This is a genomic window from Agrobacterium sp. ICMP 6402 (assembly GCF_009498615.1).
Taxonomy (GTDB): Bacteria; Pseudomonadota; Alphaproteobacteria; order Rhizobiales; family Rhizobiaceae; genus Agrobacterium; species Agrobacterium burrii.
Genome location: NZ_QSNV01000007.1, coordinates 237,286 through 259,507, shown reverse-complemented (window position 1 = coordinate 259,507; position 22,222 = coordinate 237,286). Strand labels below are relative to the sequence as shown.

Genomic DNA, 22,222 nt, shown 5'->3' with positions numbered 1-22,222 from the left:
ACGTGGCCGACCAGAAAATGGAAGACATGATGTCGAGCAGCAATCCAACGAGACCATTGCCGAACAAATCCGCCATTCTGGCGATCATCCTGATCAGCTACGTGATGATCGTGCTCGACATCTCCGTCATCTTGACCGGGCTGCCCAAGATACATCAGGAACTGCGCTTCACCGACGCTGGCCTGGCGTGGGTACAGAGTGCCTACACGCTGACATTCGGCGGGTTCCTCCTTCTGGGAGCCCGCGCCGGCGACATCCTCGGCCGACAACGGATGTTCATTATGGGAATGGCGATCTTTACGATCGCCTCGATGGCGATCGGTGCCTCGCACTCGTCGACGTGGATGCTGTCCTGGCGCGCCATTCAGGGGTTGGGGTCCGCAATCCTGGCTCCATCAACACTTGCTCTTCTCCAGACAAACTTCGACGAGGGCGACGAGCGTGTCCGGGCGGTGTCGCTCTACAGCGCTGCCGCGGGAGTATCCGCGACCGTCGGACTGATTGTCGGCGGTCTTCTGGCGGATTGGCTGTCGTGGCGTGTCGGCTTCTTCATCAATCTGCCGATCGGCATCGCGATGATCCTCGCCGCTCGGGTCTACGTTCCAGAGTCCTCCAAGCAACCGGGTGCGCTAGATATTCCAGGCGCGATCACCTCCACCTTGGGCATGGGAGCGCTGGTGTACGGCTTCATCCGCTCGGCGCAATCGGGATGGGACGGAATGACGCTCGCCACCTTGGCGTCCTCCGTTTGCCTGCTCGCAGCCTTCATCCAGATCGAGCGTCGCGCGGCACAGCCGATTCTTCCCCTTCGACTGTTCTCGGACATAGAGCGATCCGGAGCTTACGCCGCGAGGGTTCTCTATCTTGGTGCCATGGTCGGCTTCTTCTTCTTCACCACGCTCTTTCTTCAGGACGTCGCGGGCTTCCGCCCGGCCGTCACAGGCCTCGCCTTCGTTCCCGCGACCATGCTGCATGTTCCCTTCGCGATACTTGTCCCAAGACTTATCGCTCGTTTCGGGCGCAACGCCGTTCTCATCGCAGGCATGGCCACTGGTATAATCGCGATGGGCTGGTTGAGTCGCGCAGGCATCGGCTCGAACTATTGGACCGCGGTGGCGTTACCCATGGTGTTGATCGGGATCAGCCAGGGACTGACCCTGAGCCCCCTTACGTCGTCGGGCGTCGCGCGGATTTCCAAGGAAGACGCAGGCGCTGCATCAGGTGCGGTCAACGTGGCCCATCAGATGGGGAGCTCGGTCGGCCTCGGCATTCTGATCGCAGTCGCCGCTCTTGGATCGGCGGGCCTGGCAGGAGCCGACCTTACGGCATTCCGGGTCTCGCATGCGTTCGACGCAGGAACAGCCATGCTTGTGCTTGCCCTGATAATCGCCGCCGTGACCATCGTTCCCGCCGCCTGGCGGACAAAAGAAAACCAGGAAGAGGCCGCGCTTGTGGAAAGCGCGGCGTAATCAAGGAAGACAGACATGCAAACACGTAAAATCGGCAATCTAAAAGTCTCTGCTCTCGGCCTCGGCTGCATGGGCCTGAGCCACGGATACGGTGCTGCAACCGCAACCAAGGATGCTGTCACACTTATTCGCGCGGCCCACGATCGCGGTGTCACCTTCTTCGACACAGCACAGGTCTACGGACCGTTCACCAATGAGGACGTGGTCGGCGAGGCGCTTCAGCCGATCCGCAACGGCGTCGTCATCGCTACCAAGTTTGGTTTCGAGCTTCCAAGCCCGGACGGCGGTCAGCACTTGAACAGCCGTCCGGACTACATCCGCCAATCGGTCGACGCATCTTTGAAGCGACTGCGCACGGATGTGATCGATCTGCTCTACCAGCATCGCGTTGATCCGAACGTTCCAATCGAAGACGTCGCTGGGACGGTCAAGGACCTGATTGCGGAGGGCAAGGTTAAACACTTTGGTCTCTCCGAAGCGGGAGCGCAGACGATCCGCAAGGCCCACGAAGTCCAGCCCGTCACAGCGCTCCAGAGCGAATACTCGTTGTTCTGGCGCGAACCTGAAAAGGAAATCATTCCAACTCTCGAGGAGCTGGGGATCGGCTTCGTTCCGTTCAGCCCGTTGGGCAAAGGTTTTCTGACAGGTAAGATCGACGAGACGGCGACGTTCGGACCGGGGGACTTCCGCAGCGTCGTTCCGCGTTTCCAGGCGGAAAACCTGAAAGCCAACAAGGCGCTCGTCTCCGCACTCACCCATATCGCGGAGAGCAAAGGCGTAACCCCTGCGCAGATCGCGCTCGCGTGGTTGCTCGCTCAGAAGCCTTGGATCGTGCCTATCCCCGGCACGACGAAGCTCCATCGCCTTGAGGAAAATCTCGGTGCGTCGACTGTGGAGCTGTCGGTCAAGGACGTCGCAGCCATCTCGGACGCACTCGCGAAAATCGAGATTGTCGGCGACCGGTATCCCGCGCATCTTCAAGCCCGAGTGGGCAAGTAACGACATTTTTGGGCTTTGTGCTCCCGTAACTATCGAAGGAAATCAACATGACCAGCTCAATACCCACAGTGACCTTGAACAACGGCGTCGAGATGCCAATCCTCGGCTTTGGTGTCTTTCAGGTGCCCGATCCAGCAGAGTGCGAACGCAGCGTGCGTGACGCGATCGATGTCGGCTACCGTCTCCTCGACACCGCGACGTCATATGGCAATGAAGAGGCGGTGGGCAACGCGATCCGCAGTCACGGCATCGATCGAAGCGAGCTGTTTGTCACGACCAAGCTGTGGATCGAAGATGCGTCCTATGAAGGTGCCAAGGCCGCCTTCGAACGCTCGCTGAACAAGCTCCAGCTCGACTATCTCGACCTCTGGCTCATTCATCAGCCCTATGGCGATGTCTATGGCGCGTGGCGTGCGATGGAGGAGCTGCACAAGGCCGGTCGCATTCGCGCCATCGGCGTCAGCAACTTCTATCCCGATCGACTGGTGGACTTTGCACTTCACAACGAAATCGTGCCCGCGGTCAATCAGATCGAAATCCACCCATTCCACCAACAGGACGACGCTCAAGCAGTCCTCCGGGAATACAAGGTTCAACCGGAAGCCTGGGGACCTTTTGCGGAAGGAAAGAACGGGCTGTTCACGAACGAACTGTTGCAGTCGATCGGCCAGAAGTATGGCAAGAGCACCGCACAGGTTGTCCTCCGCTGGCTGATCCAGCGCGAGATCGTCGCGATCCCGAAGTCGGTGCGCAAGGAGCGCATGGCTGAGAACTTCCAGGTCTTCGATTTCGAGCTCGACCAGAACGACGTCGCAGCCATCTCCTCGCTTGACCAGAAGGCCAGCAGCTTCTTCGACCATCGCGATCCGGAAAAGGTGAAGTGGCTTGGCACACGTAAGCTTTGAGCCAATGCCGTATGATGACGGCGCGTCGTTGTGGCTTTCCCCAATCTGGGAGCATATCATGCCGCAAAATGGGCTCTGAAAGGTTTTACAGATTGCCTTGATCAGGAAGTGGCGGCTTTCGGGATCGAGGTTAGATTGATCGAGCCGGGCGGCTTTCTGACCATAGGGCAGCTGCAGCACCGAGCCAGATCGATCCGAATATCGAACGTCAGTACGGCGAGACTAGTGTTTTTACTGTCTAATGACGATGAGAGGGCCTAGGCGCGTCGATTTCACGTGAAGAGCCTCCGTTACGAAAGCGAGCGCATCATTGGTATCCGCAATCTTCATTGTGCCGCTGACGCGGCGATTAGCCAGGGCCGAGTCGGCAACGACGATTCGACCGTAGAAGTGCCGGTTCATCTCCTCCACGATGTAGGAAAGTGGAGCATTGTCGAGTACTATCTGGCCGCGCCTCCAGGCGAGTGCAGCAAGGCTGTCCACCGGTAAAATGGCCATCTTCTTTTTCGCGTGGTCGAAAGTCGCTTGCTCGCCCTGGCCGACGCGGACGGCGTCATCTCCGTCGATTTCGATCTGGACCGCATTTTCCGTGACGGTCACCTCGGTGTCGTTGTTGCCGTAGCGGACATCGAAAGCGGTCCCGAGCGCAGTAACCGTCGCCATCCCCGCAACAACTGTAAAGGGTCTTTCGACAGCATGGGCGACCCGAAAAAAGGCCTGGCCTTGAAGAAGGCGGACGGTACGGCGGGTCCTGGTATAATCCAACGCGATCGTTGAGGAGGCATTAAGCTGAACCTCAGACCCGTCTTCGAGCGTGATGACAGGCATTTCGTCTGTGCCGGCAATAATGTCCGCTTCCAGGCGCATCGGTCCATCGAACGCGAAAAAGCCGCCCGTCGCGAGGCCTATGGCCAAGAGCGCTGCGATGACCGGTTTTCCCGCACTGCGGGGCTTCACCTTGATGTTGGCGAGCGCAGAATCCGACTGTATTGCCCGGCGGGCATCACCCATCAGGCGTTCAGCAGCGCTGTAAGTCCGACAATTTTCCGGGTCGCGATCAAGCCAGTCCTTGAAGCGCGCCTTGTCGGTTGGCGACTGGTTGGCATCGCTATTGCGCAGGATCCAGTCGGCCGCTTCACGGTTGCGTTTTTTTTGAACTTTCGTCGCTCCTTTGGCCGGCATAGGCATCTCCAGCTTTAAACCTCGACCTCTAGACGTTCGACGTCGCCATTGGGGGATCTCTTAGATCAATTCAGGCAATAATCCGTAGTGGTTTTCCGCACGGAACGCGAGAATCTCTTGTTTTACTGGAGAAGACGATCAAGGCAGTGGGCGAAGGCGCGGCGCAAATGTCGGTCCACCATGTTTTTGGAAATGTTGAGCCTGACGGAGATCTGGTCGGGTGTCAGATGATGGAGCCGGTGCAGGATGAAAACGAGGCGTCGCCGTTCCGGCAGTTCGGCGATTGCCTCGCGGAGCGTGGCAAGCCGCGCCTCGATTTCCAGCGACTGATCAGGCGCGGGACCACTGCTCGCGACCGAAAGGGCTTCACGCTCCGAACCGGAGAACAGCCGGGCTTCTTTCGTCTCGCGACGCTGGCGGTCAATGCCGAGATTGATAGCTGCCCGGCAAAGAAAGGATTTGATCGAGCGTGTTTGTTGCAGCAGGTCTGGCTTGGCGGCAAGTTTCACATAGAGATCGTGCACCACATCCCGGGCAGTGGATGATGGATGGCCGCGTCTGCGAACAGCGTTCGTAATGTCGGCATAGTAAGCTTCCATAGCCCGGTTCAGCAAATCGTTGCTGTCAACACTGTCCCAGACAAGGGGTGAGGGCGAAGAGCTCGACATTGGCAAACAGTTCCCAACCAACAGCCAGTTCAGCATAAGTACTGCTGAATCTCGAAGACCGATGGCTAGCTAATCTATAAAACCCATGCAAGTGCAATAGGTTAGAAACATTCAAAACCAACGGGCGGCCTCTGGATAAATCAAGAGTTAAAAACTCATCTTTATGCCTGATTTCGTTGCTCGATTCCATCTCCCACGTTTTGGCTCGGGGTTGCGCATTAGACAGGCCGAATGTTCAAAACAGGCGGCGGTGTGATATTTCGGTAACGGCTGTGGTGCTCACAGCGCAATGCAGAGCGGCGTTCCCGCAACGGGATCGCGGATCACGACTGTCTTCACCTTGAAGACATCCAAGATCGTCTCCGATGAGATGACCGCATCGGGCGTTCCTGCCGCCGTGACCCTGCCGTCGTGGAGTATAACGATATGCTGGGCGTAGCGGGCCGCCTGGTTGATGTCATGGAGAACTGCGACAACCGTCTTTCCGTGCTTGGCGACCAGCGCCGTAATGAGGTTCATCAGCTCGATCTGATGTTCGAGATCGAGATACGTCGTGGGTTCGTCAAGCAGGATCGCTTCGCTTTGCTGCGCCAGCGTCATTGCGATCCACGCGCGCTGGCGCTGACCACCGGAAAGGCTGTCCAGCGCACGGTCGGAAAGATCCGCTGTGCCAGTCAGCATGAGTGCCTCATCGCATGCTTCCTGATCCTGCGCCGACCAGCGGCTGAAAAGCGAGCGATGTGGATACCGTCCCTGCCGCACAAGATCGCTGACCGTAAGCCCCTCCGGTGCGACAGGCCCCTGGAGCAGAACGCCCACCTTGCGAGCGACCTCACGGGTCGAGAGGTCGTTCAAGTCCTGCCCATCGAGAAGAACGCTGCCGCCGGAAGGCTTCATAAGCCCCGCGAAACTGCGCAGAAGCGTGGATTTGCCGCTGCCGTTCGGCCCGATCAGCGCCGTGAAGCGCCGTTCCGGGACAGCGAGGTCGAGCCGCTCGACGATGCGGCGCTGGCCGTAGGCGATGTAGATGCCCTTGCCGGCAATCTTGGCAGGGAGTTGCTTATCCTTGGCCATGGCGGCGTCCCCAGAGAAGATAGGCAAAGAAAGGTGCACCAATGAGGCTGGTGACAATGCCGGCCGGAAGCTGCACGGGCGGCAGGAGGATGCGACCGATGAGATCGGCAGCGACGACGAGGCAGGCGCCGACAAGTGCGGCGACAGGCAGCATCCGGGCATGCGATGCCCCGGTGAGCCGCCGGGCTATGTGCGGCGCGACGAGACCGACGAAGCCGATGAGGCCGGAGGCCGCTACGGCAGCGCCCGAAAGCACCGTGACGAGCACGATCATCAGGCCACGGGCGCGATCGACTGGCTGACCGAGGCTCTTGGCGGAATGATCGCCGAAGCGGATCAGATCGAGTTCGCGCGCGGCGAGAAAGGCAAACACTACCGGAACAATGAGTGATAGGGCGAGAAGTTGGACCTTGCCCATATTCGCGTCGTAAACGCTGCCCGCAAGCCAGATCATGGCGCGCTGTACATCGCCAATGTCGCCGAATGCGGAGAGAAAGGTCGTTCCAGCCGTTGCGAGGGAGGAGAGGCCGATGCCGATGAGGATGATGCGGAGCGAGGACGTGCCGCCGCGCCAGGAAAGGGCATAGACCGCCAGCGCCATGATGGCGGCGCCCAGGAAGCTGGCTGCCTGCAAAAGCGCGATCGACGGGTTCTGCATCAGAACGATGACGGCCATGGCTGCCGCCACAGCGCCACTGTTGATTCCGAGAACACCGGGCTCGGCCAATGGATTGCGCATGATCGCAAGCGTGATCGTGCCTGCGGTCGCAAGCGCCACGCCGACGAGAAGGGCGAGAAGCGCTCGCGGCAAACGCAAATCGAAGACGATCATCGTGCTCTGTGGAGCAGGCTCCCCCATCCCGACGATGACATTGTAGAGTTCCTGCCAGGTCAGAGGAACATCGCCAAAAGCGAGGCTTGCTGCGACGAGGATGGCGAGCAGGAGGGCGAGGATGGTGAGAAGCCGGATCATGCCGAGCCTCTAAGGCGCGTTCGGGCGAGATACAGGAAGAACGGCGCGCCGATGAGCGCGATCGTCACGCCGACGGGGAAACTTTGACTTCCAAAGACAAGTCGCCCGACGGTATCGGAGACGACAACCAGCAGTGCGCCGCCGAGCGCCGAAAAAGGGATAACCCAGCGATAGTCAACACCGGCAATCATGCGCACCATATGCGGAACGACGAGGCCGACGAAACCAATCGGTCCGGCAAGTGCCACGGCACCGCCCGCAAGCAGGATGACGACGACGACAGATGCACCGCGCCAAATGACCGGGTTCTGTCCGAGTGCACGCGAGGCATCCGCGCCGAGGCTGAGCGTCGTGAGATGCCGGCCAAGAAAGAGAGCGGCGATGAGGCCGGTGAGGATATAGGGCGCAACGGTTTTCGCCTGCGCCATGGTTCTCCCCGTCACCGAACCTGCGGTCCACAGGCGAACTGCATCGAGCGTGCTCTGGTCGAAGATCAGGATCGCGGCGGTCAGCGAGGTCAGGAAGGTTGCGACGATGGCGCCCGCCAGCACGAGCCCGAGCGGGGAGTGTCCGACAGCGCCAATTGAACCGAGTGCATAGACGACGATGGCGGCGATACCGGCGCCGATGAAGGCAAACCAGACATAGATGTCGCCGATGCCCGTGCCAAAGAGTGTCATCACCAAAACGACGGCAAATGATGCGCCGGCGTTGATGCCGAGCAGGCCGGGAGAGGCGAGCGGGTTGTTGGTGACCGCCTGCATGATGGCGCCGGAAACAGCGAGTGCACTGCCGGACAGCAGTGCGGCAATGACGCGGGGCAGGCGAATGGTCGTGACGAGAAGATGGTCGCGCGAGCCATCGAACTGGAAAATAGCGGCCGTTATGGTGGAAAACGACATGGCAGATGTACCGAGTGCAACGGCGTTCATGGCGGCAAGAATGAGCAGACAGAGGAGCACTGCGAGCGCAAGCGACCGCACGCTACAGGCAGTGACGGGCCGAGCGGCCTTTCGGTCGATCATTGATCAGCCAGTACATATCGCTCGACATCGTCGAGAATGCGATTTGCCGAACCGATACCGTGGAAACTCTGCCAGGGACCGCGATCGACCCGATGGGCGCGTCCGGCCTGCACGGCTGGCAGCAATTGCCAGAGAGGGTTCTCGGTCACCTGCTTTTCGAGCGCATCGTCCGGGCCGCTTTCGAAACCGCTGGCAGAAACGTAGAGCAGCACGTTACCATCGAGATTGGCGAGTTCCTCCCAATCTGGCCGTTTGACGATCGTTCCATCGGTGACAGTCTCGTAAGCGGCGCGCTTCACACCTGCCTCGCGCAGCACGGCAAAGGGGGCATAGGCGTTAGGCCCATCCACAAAGACAACGAAACGGTCTGGCGCGAAACGGACGGTCGAGACCGTCAGGTTCTGGTCCTTCATCCGCGCGCGGATCCCGGCGACGCGGCTGTCGTAAGCCTTGAGTGCGTCGTTTGCCACGCCTTCCCTGCCGGTCACTTCGGAAAGGCGCTGAAGATATGCCTTCCAGTCCATATGCTTGAAGAGGACGGTTGGCGCGATCTGTGCAGCCTGCTCGTAAATCGCCGAGTGAACCTCTGCCGATCCGATGATGAGATCCGGCTTCAGCGCCGCCACGCGCTCGAGGCTCGGTTCCCTGGGATTGCCGAGGTCGACCATCTTCTGGGCCTTCACCGCGTCGAGAACCTCATCCTCGGTGATCGCCATATAGGGCGTCGCAACGACGGGCGCCTTAAGTTCGATCAGCAGTCCAAGGGTGATGAGCGGATCCAGCGTCACGATTCGTTTTACGTCCGCCGGAATACAGAAGGGTGGATTGTAGACACCCTCGGTTATGGCCTTTCCCTCGCAGGCAGCCTGCGAAAACGAGGCGGGAAGGAGAAAGGCGAGAAGAGCGAGACAGAAGCGCAAGGCAGGTATCATTTCGTCGTTAGAGCATTTCCAGGAAGAGGTGCGTAGCGGTTCTACGTCCGGAAAATGCGTAAAAACAAAGAATTGCAGGATTCCTGCCTTTCGAGGAAGGGCGGAAATCCTGCAAGGTGGAAAAGGCTGTGCGGCAAGACGCCCCACAGCCTGGTTCGTCAGAACTTCACGCGGACGTTCAGGCCGTAGGAGCGACCCTTGCCCTGCTGGCCAAAGGGCTTTGCCGCGTCGCGATCCACGATCGTGAAATATTTCTCGTCCGTGAGGTTTTCCACGAAGGCGGTCACTTCCCAATTGTCCTTCTTGAAGCCCGTCTGCGCATTTACGATGAAGCGCGGGTCGATATCGTACATACCCTTCGTGCCGAAGCGCGAATTGTAGCTTGTCGTGTACTTGGCATCGGCGCCAACGAAGACACCGTTATCGAACTCATAACGTCCGCCGAAAGCCCAGCTTAATTCCGGGGCTTCAGGAAAAGCCTTTCCTGACTGGTCGCCGATGGAAGCATGGTTGAATTCCAGGAACTTCGTATTGAGATAACCGATCGAGGTGAAGGCCGTGAATTGATCCGTAACCTCGTAGGTCGGCTCGATTTCGAATCCCCAGGCTCTCGACGTTGCAGCATTCGAGGTGATGCGATAGCCCGGGATAGCGGGGTTCGGGCGGATTTCTATCTGCTGGTCGTCGTATTTCGTATAAAACAGGTTCGCATTGAGTGTCAGCCGGTCGTCGAGATGCATACCCTTGTAAGATAATTCGACGTTCTGGGAAAACTCCGGATCGTATGTGGCGACCTTGAAATTGGTCGGATCCAGCCGGTCGATATAGGAACCGCCCGAGCGGAATCCCTGCGTATAAGTCAAGGCGACCGTCTGGGTATCGCTGAGCTCCTTGGAAATGCCCACCTTCGGCACGAAATTCAATTCGTTCAGGGATGACGGGGTACCCGCCAGGACGGCAGACGGATCGATCAGGCCAAAGTAGTTTCGCTGGTAGTCCCTGTCTTTCAGATAATCGAGACGGCCGCCAACGGTTGCGAACCACGTGGGTGCAAATTCATAGGTAGCTTCACCAAAGACGGCGAAGTTCGATGTTCTGCGATTCTGCGTGTCGCTGAGTTGCACCGGCCCGAAGCCGGGATAGTCTACGATGAAGTCTGTCGCGCCATCCCAGACCTCGTGGCTGCCGTACACGCCGGCAACCCATTTCCAGCGATCGCCTTCGTAGTTGAGGCGGAACTCCTGCGTGAAGATGGAGTTGTCATCTTCGCCAGTGCTTCCATAGATGGTTCCTGGCGTGCCGTAGTCGATGGAGCGCCGGTTGTTGATGCCATATTGATAGCCGGTCTGCGAGGTGAAGCGCAGCGTATTCGAGAAATCATGCGTAACCTCGAGGCCGACATTGTGCGCTTCCGTCCAGCGATATTCCGTATAGGTAACCGGGGAATCGTTGAAGTCGCCGCGGCCCGTATCGAGGCCAACAAGCGCGTCGTTGGGCCGGTCCTTCGAGTAGGAGTAAGTGAGCAGTGCGCGGGTGTCCGGCATTTCCGAGGGCGTAATCAGCACCTTGGCGCGAACGACACCGCTAATGTCGGTCGTAAGGTCATCGAAATTGTCAAAAATACTGAAATTTGAGTAATTGGGTTGGGCGTGCGAACGCTCGAAAGCGCCCGAGATGCGCAACGCCATCTGGTCCTCGACGACGGGCGTATTCACCATGAAGGCCGTGCCCGCGAGGTCGTCGCTGCCAACGGTGCCGGAAAGTTCGACCTGCCTGTCGAAGGTCGGATCTTTCGACTTGATATAGATGGCGCCGGTCATGGCCGCACGGCCTGAAAGCGTCGATTGCGGGCCGCGATAGACCTCAACCTGCTCGACGTCCCAGAGGTTACGTGCCCCGAAACGGGCATTGTAACGCGTCTGAACGATACCGTCGACATAGACTGAGCCGGCCGGCCCGCCGGACGGGACGAGACCTTCAGAACTCATGCCACGGATGACGAACCCGGCGTTGACCGTGGCGCTGTCCAGTACGTTTGCCATGCGACGATAGGTGTCCTGCGTCGTGCGAATCTGGCTTTCGACAAGGGTTTCGGCATTGACGATGGCAACGCTGGTGGTCGTGGCACCCAACGTCGACGCATTGCGGGCGCCGTAAATCGTTATTGCCTCAAGCTGCGTGGTGCCGTCAGCTGTCGCGCCGGAAGTGGCCGCACCGGTCTGCAGCGTCACCTGGTTGCTTCCTGCAAAGCGGGCATCCACGCCTGTTCCGGCGAGCACTGTCCTCAACGCCTGTTCCGGCGTCAGCGTGCCATTCACACCACGGGTCGTCTTCCCCTCGGCGACCGATGCATCGAACAGGATTTGCAGGCCGGTCTGGGCGGCGAGGTTGTTCAGCGCCGGCGTCAACGGGCCGGGCCGCACCGCGATCGCTCGCTCGGACGCCTGTGCTGCAGCTTCTTGCACCATTGCCGGCAGCATGGGGCTCAGCATCACGAGTGCTGTTCCCGCCAGAAACACCGCCTTGAGGCTCGCCCCAGCCCCGCGCGAGACGGATTTAGTCTTAGTCATAGAAACCCCCAATCGTGCGGCGTTCAAGGCGCCGCAAGTTCACCACGAGGAATGGCTACACATTCACTCGTGATCTAGACGATTGGCTGTTTGGACTTGGGACTCCGGTCTGGAGAAAAATTTAAGAAAATGATCGCTCACGCGACGCCGAGGTATTGGCGCATGGCGAGACGAAGTTCTTCATCCCGATCGGCGGGTGCCTTCAGCACGAAGGTGGGACAGTATTCACCATCTTCAGCCAGATAAAACCGGAATTGGCCGCTATCTCAGTTTGGATATTAGAAAAGATCATTCCGGTTCCGACTCCAAATCAGTCGTACAGTCAAGCCAAGTTCTTGGTTAGCCTTCGGATCTGGTGGCGTTCACTTCAGCTAATAACAAGTGAGCGAGTCCGCAAAACCTTATCCCACTTTGGCCAATGGTAGCCGCAAGGTCGTGCCGATCATGATCATCCGAACCGCGTCTTCCGCGGAACGAGCAAGAAGCTTCGGAGCAGACGAGATGGCGTCTTCCAATGAGCATGGCCGTGTCAGGATTGACGCGAAAGCATCGATACCGCAATCCAGATTGAGCCTCACGCCCTTGCCGATCGTACCTGCAAGCGCCACCACCGGAACACCGACCTCCTTGGCGCGCCGCGCGACCTCCGCAGGAACCTTGCCAAAGGGCGTCTGACCATCGAGGCTTCCTTCCGCGGTGATGACCAGATCGGCATCACGAATGTAATCGTCGATTTCCAGATATTGCATGACAATCTCATAGCGGGGATGAAGTCTGCCGCAAAGCAGACCGAGAACGGCTGCTCCCAGTCCGCCCGATGCGCCAGCGCCCGGCGCTGAGCCGACATCGAGACCGGTGGCGTCTTTGATGCGGGCTGCGTAGATTTCCATCGCCGCAGCAAGATTTTCCACCTGTTCCGGCGTCGCACCCTTCTGTGGCCCAAAGACGCGAGCGACACCACGCTCGCCAAGAAGCTGGTTGTGCCAGTTGACGGCGGCATCAATGCGCACATGTGCGAGGCGTGGGTCGCGGGGGGTGATGTCTATACGGTTCAACTGCGTCAAAGCTGCACCGCCACGATCCAGTTCGTTGCCGTTGGCATCCAGAAGGCGGATGCCGAGCGCCTGTGCCATGCCGGCACCGCCATCGTTGATGCCGCTATCGCCGCAACCGAGCAAAATCCGCTTGGCGCCCAGGTCGAGCGCTGCGCGCACAAGCTCGCCGACACCATAACTTGTGGTCAGGCAAGGATTGCGACGATCGCGTGGGACGAGGCTGAGGCCCGCAGCAGCAGCCATCTCGATCACTGCTGTTGGCTCGGCGCCACCACCAAGGAAACCGACAAAGGCCTGCACCGGCTCTCCGACCGGTCCGGTGACGGTGACAGGATGGATCGTGCCATGGGTGGCGCCGACCAGCGCTCGGGTGAATCCTTCGCCGCCGTCGGCCATCGGCACCTTGTTGACGACCGAGCCTGGAAATGCGCGCAGAACGCCTTTTTCGATGCAGTCAGCGGCCTGTTCGGCAGAGAGGCTTTCCTTGAAACCGGAAGGGGCGACAACGACGCGGAAGGGCATGGGAATTATCCTTTCATGACATGTTTGTGACATGAGGAAAACGTGATGGCCGAGTGCTTATTCCAGCCGCCAATAAATTTATTCGGCTAAATAAAAAAAAGAGCCTCATAGCCGGGCTCTTGAGGCTTTTAGATTGTTGTTTTTGCTTATTTTTCTGTGGCGAAGTCCTGTATCGGCCACAATATGGTTGCCACCAGAATAAGGAGAAACATGAAAGGCGGGACAAGGATGTAACCGAGCTTGCGCAGATCGGCCTGTGTAAAGGCCGGGGGCTCCAAGCCACCGAACAGCACGACTGGTTTCGCCGATACCATGGTCATCTGGCAAAAGCCGCTGGCCAGTGTGACGACCATCACAAGAATTGAGGGATCGACGCCGAGGGCCGAGAGCGGCAGCGCGAAGGCGGGGATGAGCACCGTGGCCCGCGCCGTGCGCGATGTGATCACCAGATGGGAAAAAGTGGCGATGATGACGGCAAACGAGATGATTGCGATCGGTGCGGTGATCATGCTTTGGCGAAAGAGGCTCACCAGCCGATCGGCCAGCATCTGGGCCGTGCCCGTTTCGATTAATGCTTCACCGATGACCAATGTTCCTGCCATGAACAGCAGCAGGTTCCATTCGACGGTTTTCAGGGCGGCTTTCAGCGTCATGCCGGAGACATTGGGCATGCACAACACAAGCGCTGCCACCACGCCGACCAGCGCCATGCCGATGCCGTGAAGGGATTGGGTGGAAAACATCAACACGGTGGCGCAGACCACTGCGGCGACGGCGATCTGTTCGCGCGAAAGCGATGTGGGGCGTTTTGGTGAGACGTTTCCACCTGGTGCCATTTCGCGTTCCTCCCTCGTCAGGAACACGTGCAGAAGGATGATGCAGGCAATCAGGCAGGTAGCCAGTGAAAATGGGCCGGCCAGAACCAGCCAGCCGATGAAATCCGGTTGGCTCCCGGTGAGGCGAGACAGGAAACCGGCAGCAACGAGATGTGCGCCGGCACCGATCAGTGACGCACCGGCCGAGAGCAGGATGACGGTGGGAAAAAGCAGGCCGAGTGCACGGGAAATCCGCGCATTGCCAATTGCGGATGACAAGCCGAGATAGACCGGCATCAGGATTGCGGCGCGGGCAGATGTCGAGGGAATGATAAAAGCGGTTGCGAAGGTAAGAAGCGTCAGCATCCAGAACATCGAGCGGATACTGCGCATCCTGGGCATCAGGCGATCCATCACCTGCTCGATCAGGCCCACATGCCGCAACACGCCGGCAATCACGAAGGCTGACAGAAGCAGCCAGATGATGTCATTGCCCAGCGAGCGATAAACCTGATCCTCCGGTATGGCGCCGACGACAGCCAATGCGACAGCACCTGCCAGCGCGACCGGAGTCTCCGGCAACTCAAGGATGGTCCATGCGGTGATCGCCGAGAAGAAGATGAAGAGCGTTGCCCGCATCGACATAGTCAGGCCATCGATTGCCAGAAAGATCAGCACGGCTGCAAAACCGATGAGCAGTGCTGCGACCACCTGCTTGAGATGTTTCAAAGATACAACAGGTTCGGATACCACAGTCGCCGTTTGGTCTTTCTGCGGATTTGCCATGGGCAAGGACATGAGGTGCGCCACCACTTGGCCTCCTTTGGATTACGCCGTCATCAGAAGGCTGTTTCAGATCGTGGGGAGGCGGTCAGTCGGCCTTGGATCTCCCCGGGTCTGGTTGTGAACGTTTGATGACGGCTGATATTCCCGGCCGTGATGCTTTTTCGAGAAAAGAAGAGATGCCGAAAAAAATGTATGGCGCTCGGAATAAACCGGCTTCAACGGCGTTCATCGACTGGTATCGACATGAAACATGGAAGGAGAACAGTCATGAGCCAAGTTCTTGCCACGAGCGCGATGGCCCTGCTTGCCACCGTCACACTGGCGGCGTCAGTACATCAGGCCCAAGCCATGCCGCAGGTGCACCCGCACACAGTCGCATCCTCGCAGGTTATCCTGGTGGACGATGATGATGACGACGATCGCCGTTATGACCGTCGGTATCGTGGCGGGGATGACGGATGGCCGAGATTTCGTGGCGGTTCCCGTGACTATGACGATGATGAGGACGACGACGATGATGATTGATATTCCGTCATCGAAAACAGACATTTCGTGCCCGGCCATGCGCCGGGCATTTTGTTTTCAGGCACAGCACTAGCGACATCAACTCTGGCACAGAATCTTTGCGTTCAGAAGACCCCAGCCGAAAATCGCGTCCTTGCCCGGCTCTCCCATGTCGTTTGCCGAACGCGTGAGGGCATCCGCAACCTCATCCGGTCTCATTTCGGGGGCGGCGCCGAGTAGCAGCGCGGCGGCGGCCGCGACGAAGGGTGCTGCAAAAGAAGTACCGCTCTTTTGCCTTCCACCGGAAACGGAAGCGGCTGTCCATACACCGACGCCTGGGGCAGCAATGTCAATATGCTCGCCACGAATCGCACGGCGGTAAGGCTTCATATTTCTGTCCACGGCCGTTACGGCGATTACATCCGCATAAGCTGCGGGATAGACCGGCTTGGCGTTCGGGCCGTCGTTGCCTGCGGCCGCGATCAGGATTGTGCCCTTCGATATGGTGGCACGCACAGCCTGTTCGAACAGCGTGTTCGGCGGCCCGCTCAGGCTCAAGTTCACGATCCGGATGTTTCGGACGGCGAGCATATCGAGAGCCCGGATGAGATCGTAAATGTCTGCGATATCGGCGGCCTTGCGATAACGCTGAAAGGCATCAATCGCGACCAGTTTGCCGCCGGGCAGCAGACCCGGAGCGCGGCTGCTGGCAGACCCGACCAGAAGGGCGGCAACGGCAGTGCCGTGCTGCGCTGCAGATGTCGGCTCCGCGCCGTCTCCCAATCGCAGCACTTCGATCGCCGCATCGGCAAGCGAGGCATGATCGGCGTTGATGGCAGTGTCGATCAGGCCGATCGGCAGGGGCGTGGCGCAGCTTGTGGCCCGTCCATACCCGGCATCCTGTGGCCAGTCGACGATATGCCTTGCCAGCTTGCAGTTGCCGCCGGGGCAGGGTGGCGTTTCCTTCTGCTCGGGCTGATAAAAATGATTGAAATCCACAGAAGCGGCAGGCGCCGCGGTGCCGACTGCCTGCCGGGCCGCCTCCAGCGTCATGCCGCGCGGTATCGTCAGCTTGACCATTTCGCTGCCGGTAAGCGCGATAGGCGTCCGTTCGTCGACTACGAACCCGTCCTGCATCAGGTTTGCGATCGTGGCCTCTTGGAGTCCCAACGCTACGATTTCATTTGGGGCACGATTGGGAACGGAGACGGTGCGTGTTGGGGGTGCGCGGCGTTCCGCCCGTTTGAATGGCCAGCCGAACAGCGAACGCAAATCACCTCGTGGCCGCCGAGCATCATAGCCGTTTCCGCCATTGGAAGAGCCACCGTGGCTGCCGCTGCCACCATCGTCTCCATCGTCATCGCCTCCGTCGTCATCATCAGCAAACGCCGCGGTGATTCCGGGTGCGATACCAACGGACTGAAGCACTGGCGGCGCAGTCACGCCACCGCCAGCGATGAGAATCGCGATAAAAAACCTGAAGCGGATCGGTGAAGTCATCGACAAGGCGCTACCTCCGGTGGAAAACAGCCGAAGCATTCCTAACATATACGGGAACGCTATCTTGGATAAACGTTTGTCTCGACAAAATATTCCGTATCGTGCCAAACAACATACATGACGAATGACACGCCCACAGTGCCGCAGCGGTTGGTTGAGTTTCTGCCCAACCTGCGTCGGTTTGCGATCTCGCTCTGCCATTCACGTGAATTGGCCGATGATCTCGTGCAGGCTGCTTGCGAGAGGGCAATCGTTGCGGCCGAAAGTTTTGCGCCCGACACCCGCTTCGATGCCTGGATGTTCCGCATCCTGCGCAATCTCTGGATCGATCATCTCCGCCGCGCCCGCACTGCAGGCCCGCAGGAGGAGATCGAGAAAGCTTATGACGTGTCGGTTCCTTCTGGAGAGACCGCAACCCATGCACGCATGGAACTGATGGAAGTGGCGACCGCCATGCAGAAATTGCCGGAAGAACAGCGCGAAGTGCTGGTTCTGGTCTGCGTGGAAGAACTGAGCTATCGCGACGCGGCCGATGTGCTCTCCATCCCCATCGGCACGGTTATGAGCCGTCTGGCGCGGGCGCGTAAAAATCTGGCTGAACTGACGGGAATAAGTTTCGGGGAGAAACGTTCGTCCGATACGAAAGGCGGCGTTGCATGACCATGGAACATTTTGACGACGAGACATTGATGGCGTTCGCCGATGGCGAACTTGACGCCGCGACCGGCCGGCGTCTGGAAGCGGCGCTTGAGACCGACGATGCCCTGGCCGAACGTCTGGCCGTCTTTCTCGACACACGAATGGCGGTTGGATCTGCCATGAAACCGCTGATCGATGAGCCGGTGCCTGAAGCGCTTGCCGCAAACGTGCGGCGTATGGCCGAAGCCGCTGAAACCAAGGCTGCGAGTGAGGCCGAAAACAATGTCCTTGCTTTCCAACGAGCCGGAAAGCGGACAGCAGTCCGCAGCGGGCAGCCGTGGATGATGCCGATCGCAGCCTCCATTCTTGCCGTCATCACCGGTGTCGGCGGTTATATGGCAGGGCGTGGAAGTGTCGAACCGGGTGCCGCCCCCGAAAGCGCCCTTTCCGCCGCCCTCGACCGGCAACCCTCCGGCAGCGATGTCGCGCTTGGTAAATCCGAGGCGCTGCATATCGTTTCGAGTTTTATCGATGGCCAGGGTGAACTCTGCCGGGAATACGAGGTGAAACGACAGAACGAGGCGACGGCAACCGTTGCCTGTCGCTCGGATGGAAACTGGGTCACGCGTCTTGCTCTGTCGTCGCCACGTGCGGAGGGGTATGTGCCGGCATCTTCCCAGGAAACGATCGATGCCTATCTGGCCTCGATCGACGCCGGTGAACCGCTTTCCGCCGAAGCGGAAAAAAACGCGCTTGCGGGCAAGGCCGAATGATTTTTCAGATGCGCGCGGAATAAGTTCCGATCTGCACCGTTCTCCTCGCATATGCCGCGAGGAGAACGCGATCATGGCGCAGGTTTTGGGGCGAAAACAAGCCTTTGACCATTTGTTAAATTTAAGGCAGGGAAGACCAGTGTTTAACCAGGCCGCAGGTTCGTATCCGTTCAACGCGAATGGGTTGGAGTGGCCCGCTTTGCGGGCTAACGTGGTCCTAGGCACCATGCTTTCGGAATGCCTTAAACCAGACAAAATGCAGGGCTCATCGCCGAGGGACCCTCAAGTCTACCCTTGCAGATTGGGGTCACGAAAACGTTGGGACGCGCGTGCACCTCGATCTACGTATTCCGGCGCATAGGATGGCTTTACGCCTCAGTCGCTCCTCGGCTCAACAGAGACTGTTGCGGTCCTTCCCGCAATCAGGCTGACCGACTTCGGAACGTCGTCGATCTCAATTCGCACCGGAATCCTCTGGGCCAGGCGGACCCATGAAAATGTCGGAGCAACGCTAGCCAGCGAGCCTGCAGAATCGCTTCGCTCGCGATCCTCAATCCCGGCGGCAACACCTGCGACATGGCCGATAATCGGCTGCCGTTCTCCCATTATCTCGATCTTCGCGCTATCTCCGACATGGATCCGCGGGAGTTTTGTTTCTTCAAAGTACCCCGCAACGTAGATGGCGTCACTTTCTATTAGCACCCCGACCGCATTTCCGGCGGAGACATAGTTGCCTCGACGTAAAGGGAAGTTCGTGATTTTGCCCGAGACTGGCGCTCTTACGGTTGTCCGGTCAAGGTTCAGCTTCGCGAGATCAAGGGCGACGAGTGCCGATTGGTAAGTGGCGTCTGCCTGGTACCGCAGGCTTTCTGCGTGCTGCCGCTCCTTGAGGCTGGCTGCTTCTTTAGAGGCGAGCAGTTGATATCGTTCGAATTCGATCTTTGCCAGATCAGCTGCGGCCTTACTGCTCTGCACTTGGGCCTCTGCCTGGCGCAGAGAGAGTTCGAAACGGTTTGCTTCGATCCGAAACAGGGGCATCCCTTTCTCGACTTGCGCGTTGTCGGATACCAAAACCTCTGTGACGGGTCCCGACACATCTGGTGCCAGACGAACGATATCTGCCCGGATGTGAGCGTCCCGTGTCCACGGCGCTTCCATGTAGAAAGACCACAGGTGCCAGCTTAGAACCGCTGCGCAACATGTCATGGATAAGGTCAATAGGGCTCTGCCAAAGGTGATGGTAAAATTTGTCATGTCTGCAACCAGTTGAGAACAGCGGAAAGCACGCCAAGGAGAGTGATATAAAGTGCGAGGTTGAACAGTGAGCGATGCCACACCGCTGAATAAAGCCTCAGTCTGCCGAACACCGGCATGAGCACCCGGAGCAGGCCGTATGCACACACCGCGAGTGCGGAGAACCAAGGCAGGAAGACACCATAGAGGTCGAATTGTCCGGTCACTTGGCATTCCTATTCGATGGAGACGTTGTCGAAACCGGAGGATCCGTCTCCGGTGCGAGGCACAGACGAAGAGCGGCCGCGTGCACCATGAGTTCCGTGTCGGCGTCCGTTACGGAGAGGTCCGCGGTCGAAAGAATAAAGGCGTCCAGCATACCAAGTGCACGCTCCATGGCCTCGCCACGCTTGGCGGGCGTCATCCGATACAAGAGCTCCAAAGCTGAGAAGATGACTTCGGCCCGGACACAAACAGGTATCGAGGCTTCGTTCGAGCGCACCTGCATTGCCGTTATGTGGAGCCCCGCGCGCAGGTCCCTCATCAGGTCGGCATCGGAGGCGTCGGATGTGGCGGGTAGTTTCGCCGCCCTGACTGCAAACATGCCTGCCACGTCGATGACGTGATGGCGCGTGACATGCGCGTCGGCATGCTGGCCCGCCGCGATCCCGGCGATATGCGTCTGTGTCACTGAGAAAAGCCTCCTGGCATTCGTCTCGGCCCTCACAGATCGGAAGATGCCGCACACCACGATCGCCCAGACCATCCCAAGAACAGTCGCGGTACCCGAGTTTGCAAACGTCATGAAGTCGCTGCTCTGGTGTGCCTGAAGGGTAAGAAGAAGTGGAAAGTTTATACAAAGGCCCATGCCGACGATCGCAAGCGAAGGCACGGCAAGGCAAATCCCTGCAGGTATCAGGAAGAGGCCTAGTGCAGCGACAAGCGGCACAAAACCATCGATCAGCGGAAGGATCGCGAAGGCATAGACGGACGCCGCGATGACCGACCCGATGGTGACGTACACGAATTTGCGCATGGCTGGCACCGGATCGTCCATCGTCGCCAGAAGGCAGCAAAGTACGCCTGAAATCTGGGCAAATGTCATGCCGTCGGTCCACGCGCTGGCGATCCAGAAGGTGATTGATGTTGTGAGGCAGATCGCAACCGCCAGTGCCGAAAGCAACGCCATGGCGATGTCAGCGTGCTGGGCTGGGATGTTTTCCCGAGACGCGAAGCGACCAACTGCCCTCGCTGCATTCTCTTCCTTCAAAGCGTCTCGAAGCGACTGATACTCACGAGAAACTTGAGCAATATCCCGCAAGTTCCGCGAAACATTAGCAAGAAGAAGCACTTCCCATGATCGAGGCGCTTCGAAAGAGGCTGGCGCATTGGTTTTGATCCCGAAGAGTTCCGGGGAGCTTAACGATGTCGATCCGATCGCCGCAATCATCGACATGGCCTGCTCCGTGCCCGGAGTATCGAGCCTGGCCAATGCCCTTCGCTGATCCTCGAGTTCGCTCAACAACGGAAGAATGGCGACCATGCGGTGCTGCAGTGACCTCAGAAGCGAAACGGCAGATCGATATCTCGATCCGTCATATCGAAGGTGGACTGTGAACGACCGCAGGTCCGCCGCTTCTGCCGCCAAGGCGTATCGTTCCGCTCTGTTTCGGGCTTGATCCGCCCTGGCGGTTGCAGTTGCCGCAAGGAGCGCCTGCGCCCTTGCCATCCAAGCATCGACCCGCCCGAGCAGTGCTGTGCCGACATGGACTGGAAAAACAACGTGGCTGACGATCGAGGCACACAGGATCGCAAGTCCGATCTCCTCGACCCGCGCAACGACAGTGTCAAACGTGCTTGCCGGCGCCGTGACAAGTGGCAATCCTGCGAGAAGCACGGTGTATCCGGCCAGCAGGGAAACATAGCTGCGGGGTGTGCGGTCAAGAAGGCTGATGAACGTGCATCCCGACACCCACAAGATAATCGCTGCGGAAAGCAGTGCGGGTGAGTTCACGAGATTTGGGACCATAATGATGGTCGCGGCGCCCCCGATCAGCGTTCCCAGCAGTCGATAGAACGATTTTGATGAGATGGCGCCCGAAAGGGGATGAGCAACGATGTAGACGGTTGAAACCGCCCAAAACGGTCGCGGCAGATCGAACCTTATTGCGATGTAATAAGCAAGCATTGCCGCTAGGAATGTCTTCAATGAAAAGATCACGTTCCCGGGGGCGACAAAGGTTCGAACGCTCATAAGTCATCCACCGGGTGAGCGTCGACCTGCGTCGCGCCTCTGTCACCCCTGGAGGTGGTCAGTCCATAGAGTTCAGGCGAGACGTAGCAAAAAAACGGTGTCGCTAAGCATGCATGCATATAAGCATCCGACAGATCAGCGCGTGAAACGACCGACGGTGTCCGTGATCGGCGGGCAAACCAAACGCCAACTCTCTCAAGGAAGGTTTTCACGGCCATTCGCGCGATAGCTATGCGACTGGCCCCGCGCCCCACGCTGTCTGGAAGCATGATGCAATGCTTGGAATAGCACGTCTGAGGCAATCGAATTTCTGTCTGAAAGATATCAGACCAGTATCCAGGCTC

At 58.8% G+C, this 22,222-nt stretch carries 21 protein-coding genes; 8 read left to right on the top strand and 13 right to left on the bottom strand.

Annotated features, from left to right (window positions below; all coding sequences use genetic code 11):
* Positions 1-2: 2 nt before the first annotated feature.
* Genes DXT96_RS19110 through DXT96_RS19095 form a run of 4 tightly spaced genes read left to right on the top strand, consistent with a single transcriptional unit; the run spans position 3 to position 3,634 of the window.
* On the top strand, positions 3-1,469 hold the full coding sequence (locus DXT96_RS19110) for an MFS transporter (protein ID WP_371418924.1): 1,467 nt from the start codon (positions 3-5) through the stop codon (positions 1,467-1,469).
* A gap of 15 nt (positions 1,470-1,484) precedes the next feature.
* On the top strand, positions 1,485-2,468 hold the full coding sequence (locus tag DXT96_RS19105; RefSeq protein ID WP_153515976.1) for an aldo/keto reductase: 984 nt from the start codon (positions 1,485-1,487) through the stop codon (positions 2,466-2,468).
* 47 nt (positions 2,469-2,515) lie between these two features.
* Entirely contained in the window at positions 2,516-3,373 is an 858-nt protein-coding gene (locus DXT96_RS19100; protein WP_153515975.1) for an aldo/keto reductase, read from the top strand.
* Positions 3,374-3,403: 30 nt separating this feature from the next.
* Positions 3,404-3,634: an SDR family NAD(P)-dependent oxidoreductase gene (locus DXT96_RS19095; RefSeq protein ID WP_371418923.1), complete on the top strand. Its 231-nt coding sequence runs from the start codon at positions 3,404-3,406 to the stop codon at positions 3,632-3,634.
* Here the strand turns inward: DXT96_RS19095 and DXT96_RS19090 are convergent.
* The 9 genes from DXT96_RS19090 to DXT96_RS19050 all read right to left on the bottom strand — a co-directional run bounded on the left by DXT96_RS19090 (position 3,605) and on the right by DXT96_RS19050 (position 15,002).
* Positions 3,605-4,555 carry a FecR family protein gene (locus tag DXT96_RS19090; RefSeq protein ID WP_153515974.1) on the bottom strand — a complete coding sequence of 317 codons (951 nt, stop codon included), beginning with the start codon at positions 4,553-4,555 and terminating at the stop codon, positions 3,605-3,607. The two genes, DXT96_RS19095 and DXT96_RS19090, sit on opposite strands and share 30 nt — an antisense overlap.
* Before the next feature lie 122 nt (positions 4,556-4,677).
* On the bottom strand, positions 4,678-5,223 hold the full coding sequence (locus DXT96_RS19085) for an RNA polymerase sigma factor (protein ID WP_153516004.1): 546 nt from the start codon (positions 5,221-5,223) through the stop codon (positions 4,678-4,680).
* Positions 5,224-5,502: 279 nt separating this feature from the next.
* Positions 5,503-6,297, bottom strand: coding sequence for an ABC transporter ATP-binding protein (locus DXT96_RS19080; RefSeq protein WP_153515973.1), 795 nt, complete (start codon positions 6,295-6,297; stop codon positions 5,503-5,505).
* Positions 6,284-7,270, bottom strand: coding sequence for an iron ABC transporter permease (locus tag DXT96_RS19075; protein WP_153515972.1), 987 nt, complete (start codon positions 7,268-7,270; stop codon positions 6,284-6,286). Before DXT96_RS19075 ends, DXT96_RS19080 begins: the two co-directional genes overlap by 14 nt.
* Entirely contained in the window at positions 7,267-8,295 is a 1,029-nt protein-coding gene (locus tag DXT96_RS19070; RefSeq protein WP_153515971.1) for an iron ABC transporter permease, read from the bottom strand. Before DXT96_RS19070 ends, DXT96_RS19075 begins: the two co-directional genes overlap by 4 nt.
* Entirely contained in the window at positions 8,292-9,215 is a 924-nt protein-coding gene (locus tag DXT96_RS19065) for an iron-siderophore ABC transporter substrate-binding protein (protein ID WP_246670591.1), read from the bottom strand. The genes DXT96_RS19070 and DXT96_RS19065 overlap by 4 nt, the downstream gene beginning before the upstream one ends.
* A gap of 170 nt (positions 9,216-9,385) precedes the next feature.
* Entirely contained in the window at positions 9,386-11,797 is a 2,412-nt protein-coding gene (locus DXT96_RS19060) for a TonB-dependent receptor (RefSeq protein WP_153515969.1), read from the bottom strand.
* Between the two features lie 401 nt (positions 11,798-12,198).
* Positions 12,199-13,374 carry a glycerate kinase gene (locus DXT96_RS19055; RefSeq protein WP_153515968.1) on the bottom strand — a complete coding sequence of 392 codons (1,176 nt, stop codon included), beginning with the start codon at positions 13,372-13,374 and terminating at the stop codon, positions 12,199-12,201.
* Positions 13,375-13,520: 146 nt separating this feature from the next.
* On the bottom strand, positions 13,521-15,002 hold the full coding sequence (locus DXT96_RS19050; protein ID WP_371418922.1) for an SLC13 family permease: 1,482 nt from the start codon (positions 15,000-15,002) through the stop codon (positions 13,521-13,523).
* A gap of 240 nt (positions 15,003-15,242) precedes the next feature.
* Between DXT96_RS19050 and DXT96_RS19045 the strand changes: the two genes are divergently transcribed.
* Positions 15,243-15,500 carry a hypothetical protein gene (locus DXT96_RS19045; protein ID WP_153515967.1) on the top strand — a complete coding sequence of 86 codons (258 nt, stop codon included), beginning with the start codon at positions 15,243-15,245 and terminating at the stop codon, positions 15,498-15,500.
* Positions 15,501-15,578: 78 nt separating this feature from the next.
* On the opposite strand, the gene DXT96_RS19040 is transcribed toward DXT96_RS19045, so the two are convergent.
* Positions 15,579-16,616 (bottom strand): S8 family serine peptidase, encoded by a 1,038-nt coding sequence (locus tag DXT96_RS19040; protein WP_246670590.1) that lies wholly within the window; start codon positions 16,614-16,616, stop codon positions 15,579-15,581.
* A gap of 189 nt (positions 16,617-16,805) precedes the next feature.
* Here DXT96_RS19040 and DXT96_RS27210 point away from each other — a divergent pair, with 189 nt between their 5' ends.
* From DXT96_RS27210 to DXT96_RS19030, 3 genes are all read left to right on the top strand, one after another.
* Positions 16,806-16,973 carry a hypothetical protein gene (locus DXT96_RS27210; RefSeq protein ID WP_246670589.1) on the top strand — a complete coding sequence of 56 codons (168 nt, stop codon included), beginning with the start codon at positions 16,806-16,808 and terminating at the stop codon, positions 16,971-16,973.
* A gap of 123 nt (positions 16,974-17,096) precedes the next feature.
* Complete coding sequence (locus DXT96_RS19035) at positions 17,097-17,639, top strand: RNA polymerase sigma factor (RefSeq protein ID WP_153515966.1); 543 nt, start codon at positions 17,097-17,099, stop codon at positions 17,637-17,639.
* Positions 17,636-18,391 (top strand): anti-sigma factor, encoded by a 756-nt coding sequence (locus DXT96_RS19030; RefSeq protein WP_153515965.1) that lies wholly within the window; start codon positions 17,636-17,638, stop codon positions 18,389-18,391. The genes DXT96_RS19035 and DXT96_RS19030 overlap by 4 nt, the downstream gene beginning before the upstream one ends.
* 375 nt (positions 18,392-18,766) lie before the next feature.
* Here the strand turns inward: DXT96_RS19030 and DXT96_RS19025 are convergent, their stop codons facing one another.
* Genes DXT96_RS19025 through DXT96_RS19015 form a run of 3 tightly spaced genes read right to left on the bottom strand, consistent with a single transcriptional unit; the run spans position 18,767 to position 21,878 of the window.
* Positions 18,767-19,645, bottom strand: a complete 879-nt coding sequence (locus DXT96_RS19025) for an HlyD family secretion protein (RefSeq protein WP_153515964.1) — start codon at positions 19,643-19,645, stop codon at positions 18,767-18,769.
* Entirely contained in the window at positions 19,642-19,851 is a 210-nt protein-coding gene (locus DXT96_RS19020; RefSeq protein ID WP_149900703.1) for a DUF1656 domain-containing protein, read from the bottom strand. Before DXT96_RS19020 ends, DXT96_RS19025 begins: the two co-directional genes overlap by 4 nt.
* The gene (locus DXT96_RS19015) at positions 19,848-21,878 is read right to left on the bottom strand and encodes an FUSC family protein (RefSeq protein ID WP_153515963.1); all 2,031 of its coding nucleotides are present in this window, start codon (positions 21,876-21,878) and stop codon (positions 19,848-19,850) included. Before DXT96_RS19015 ends, DXT96_RS19020 begins: the two co-directional genes overlap by 4 nt.
* Positions 21,879-22,222 lie beyond the last annotated feature (344 nt).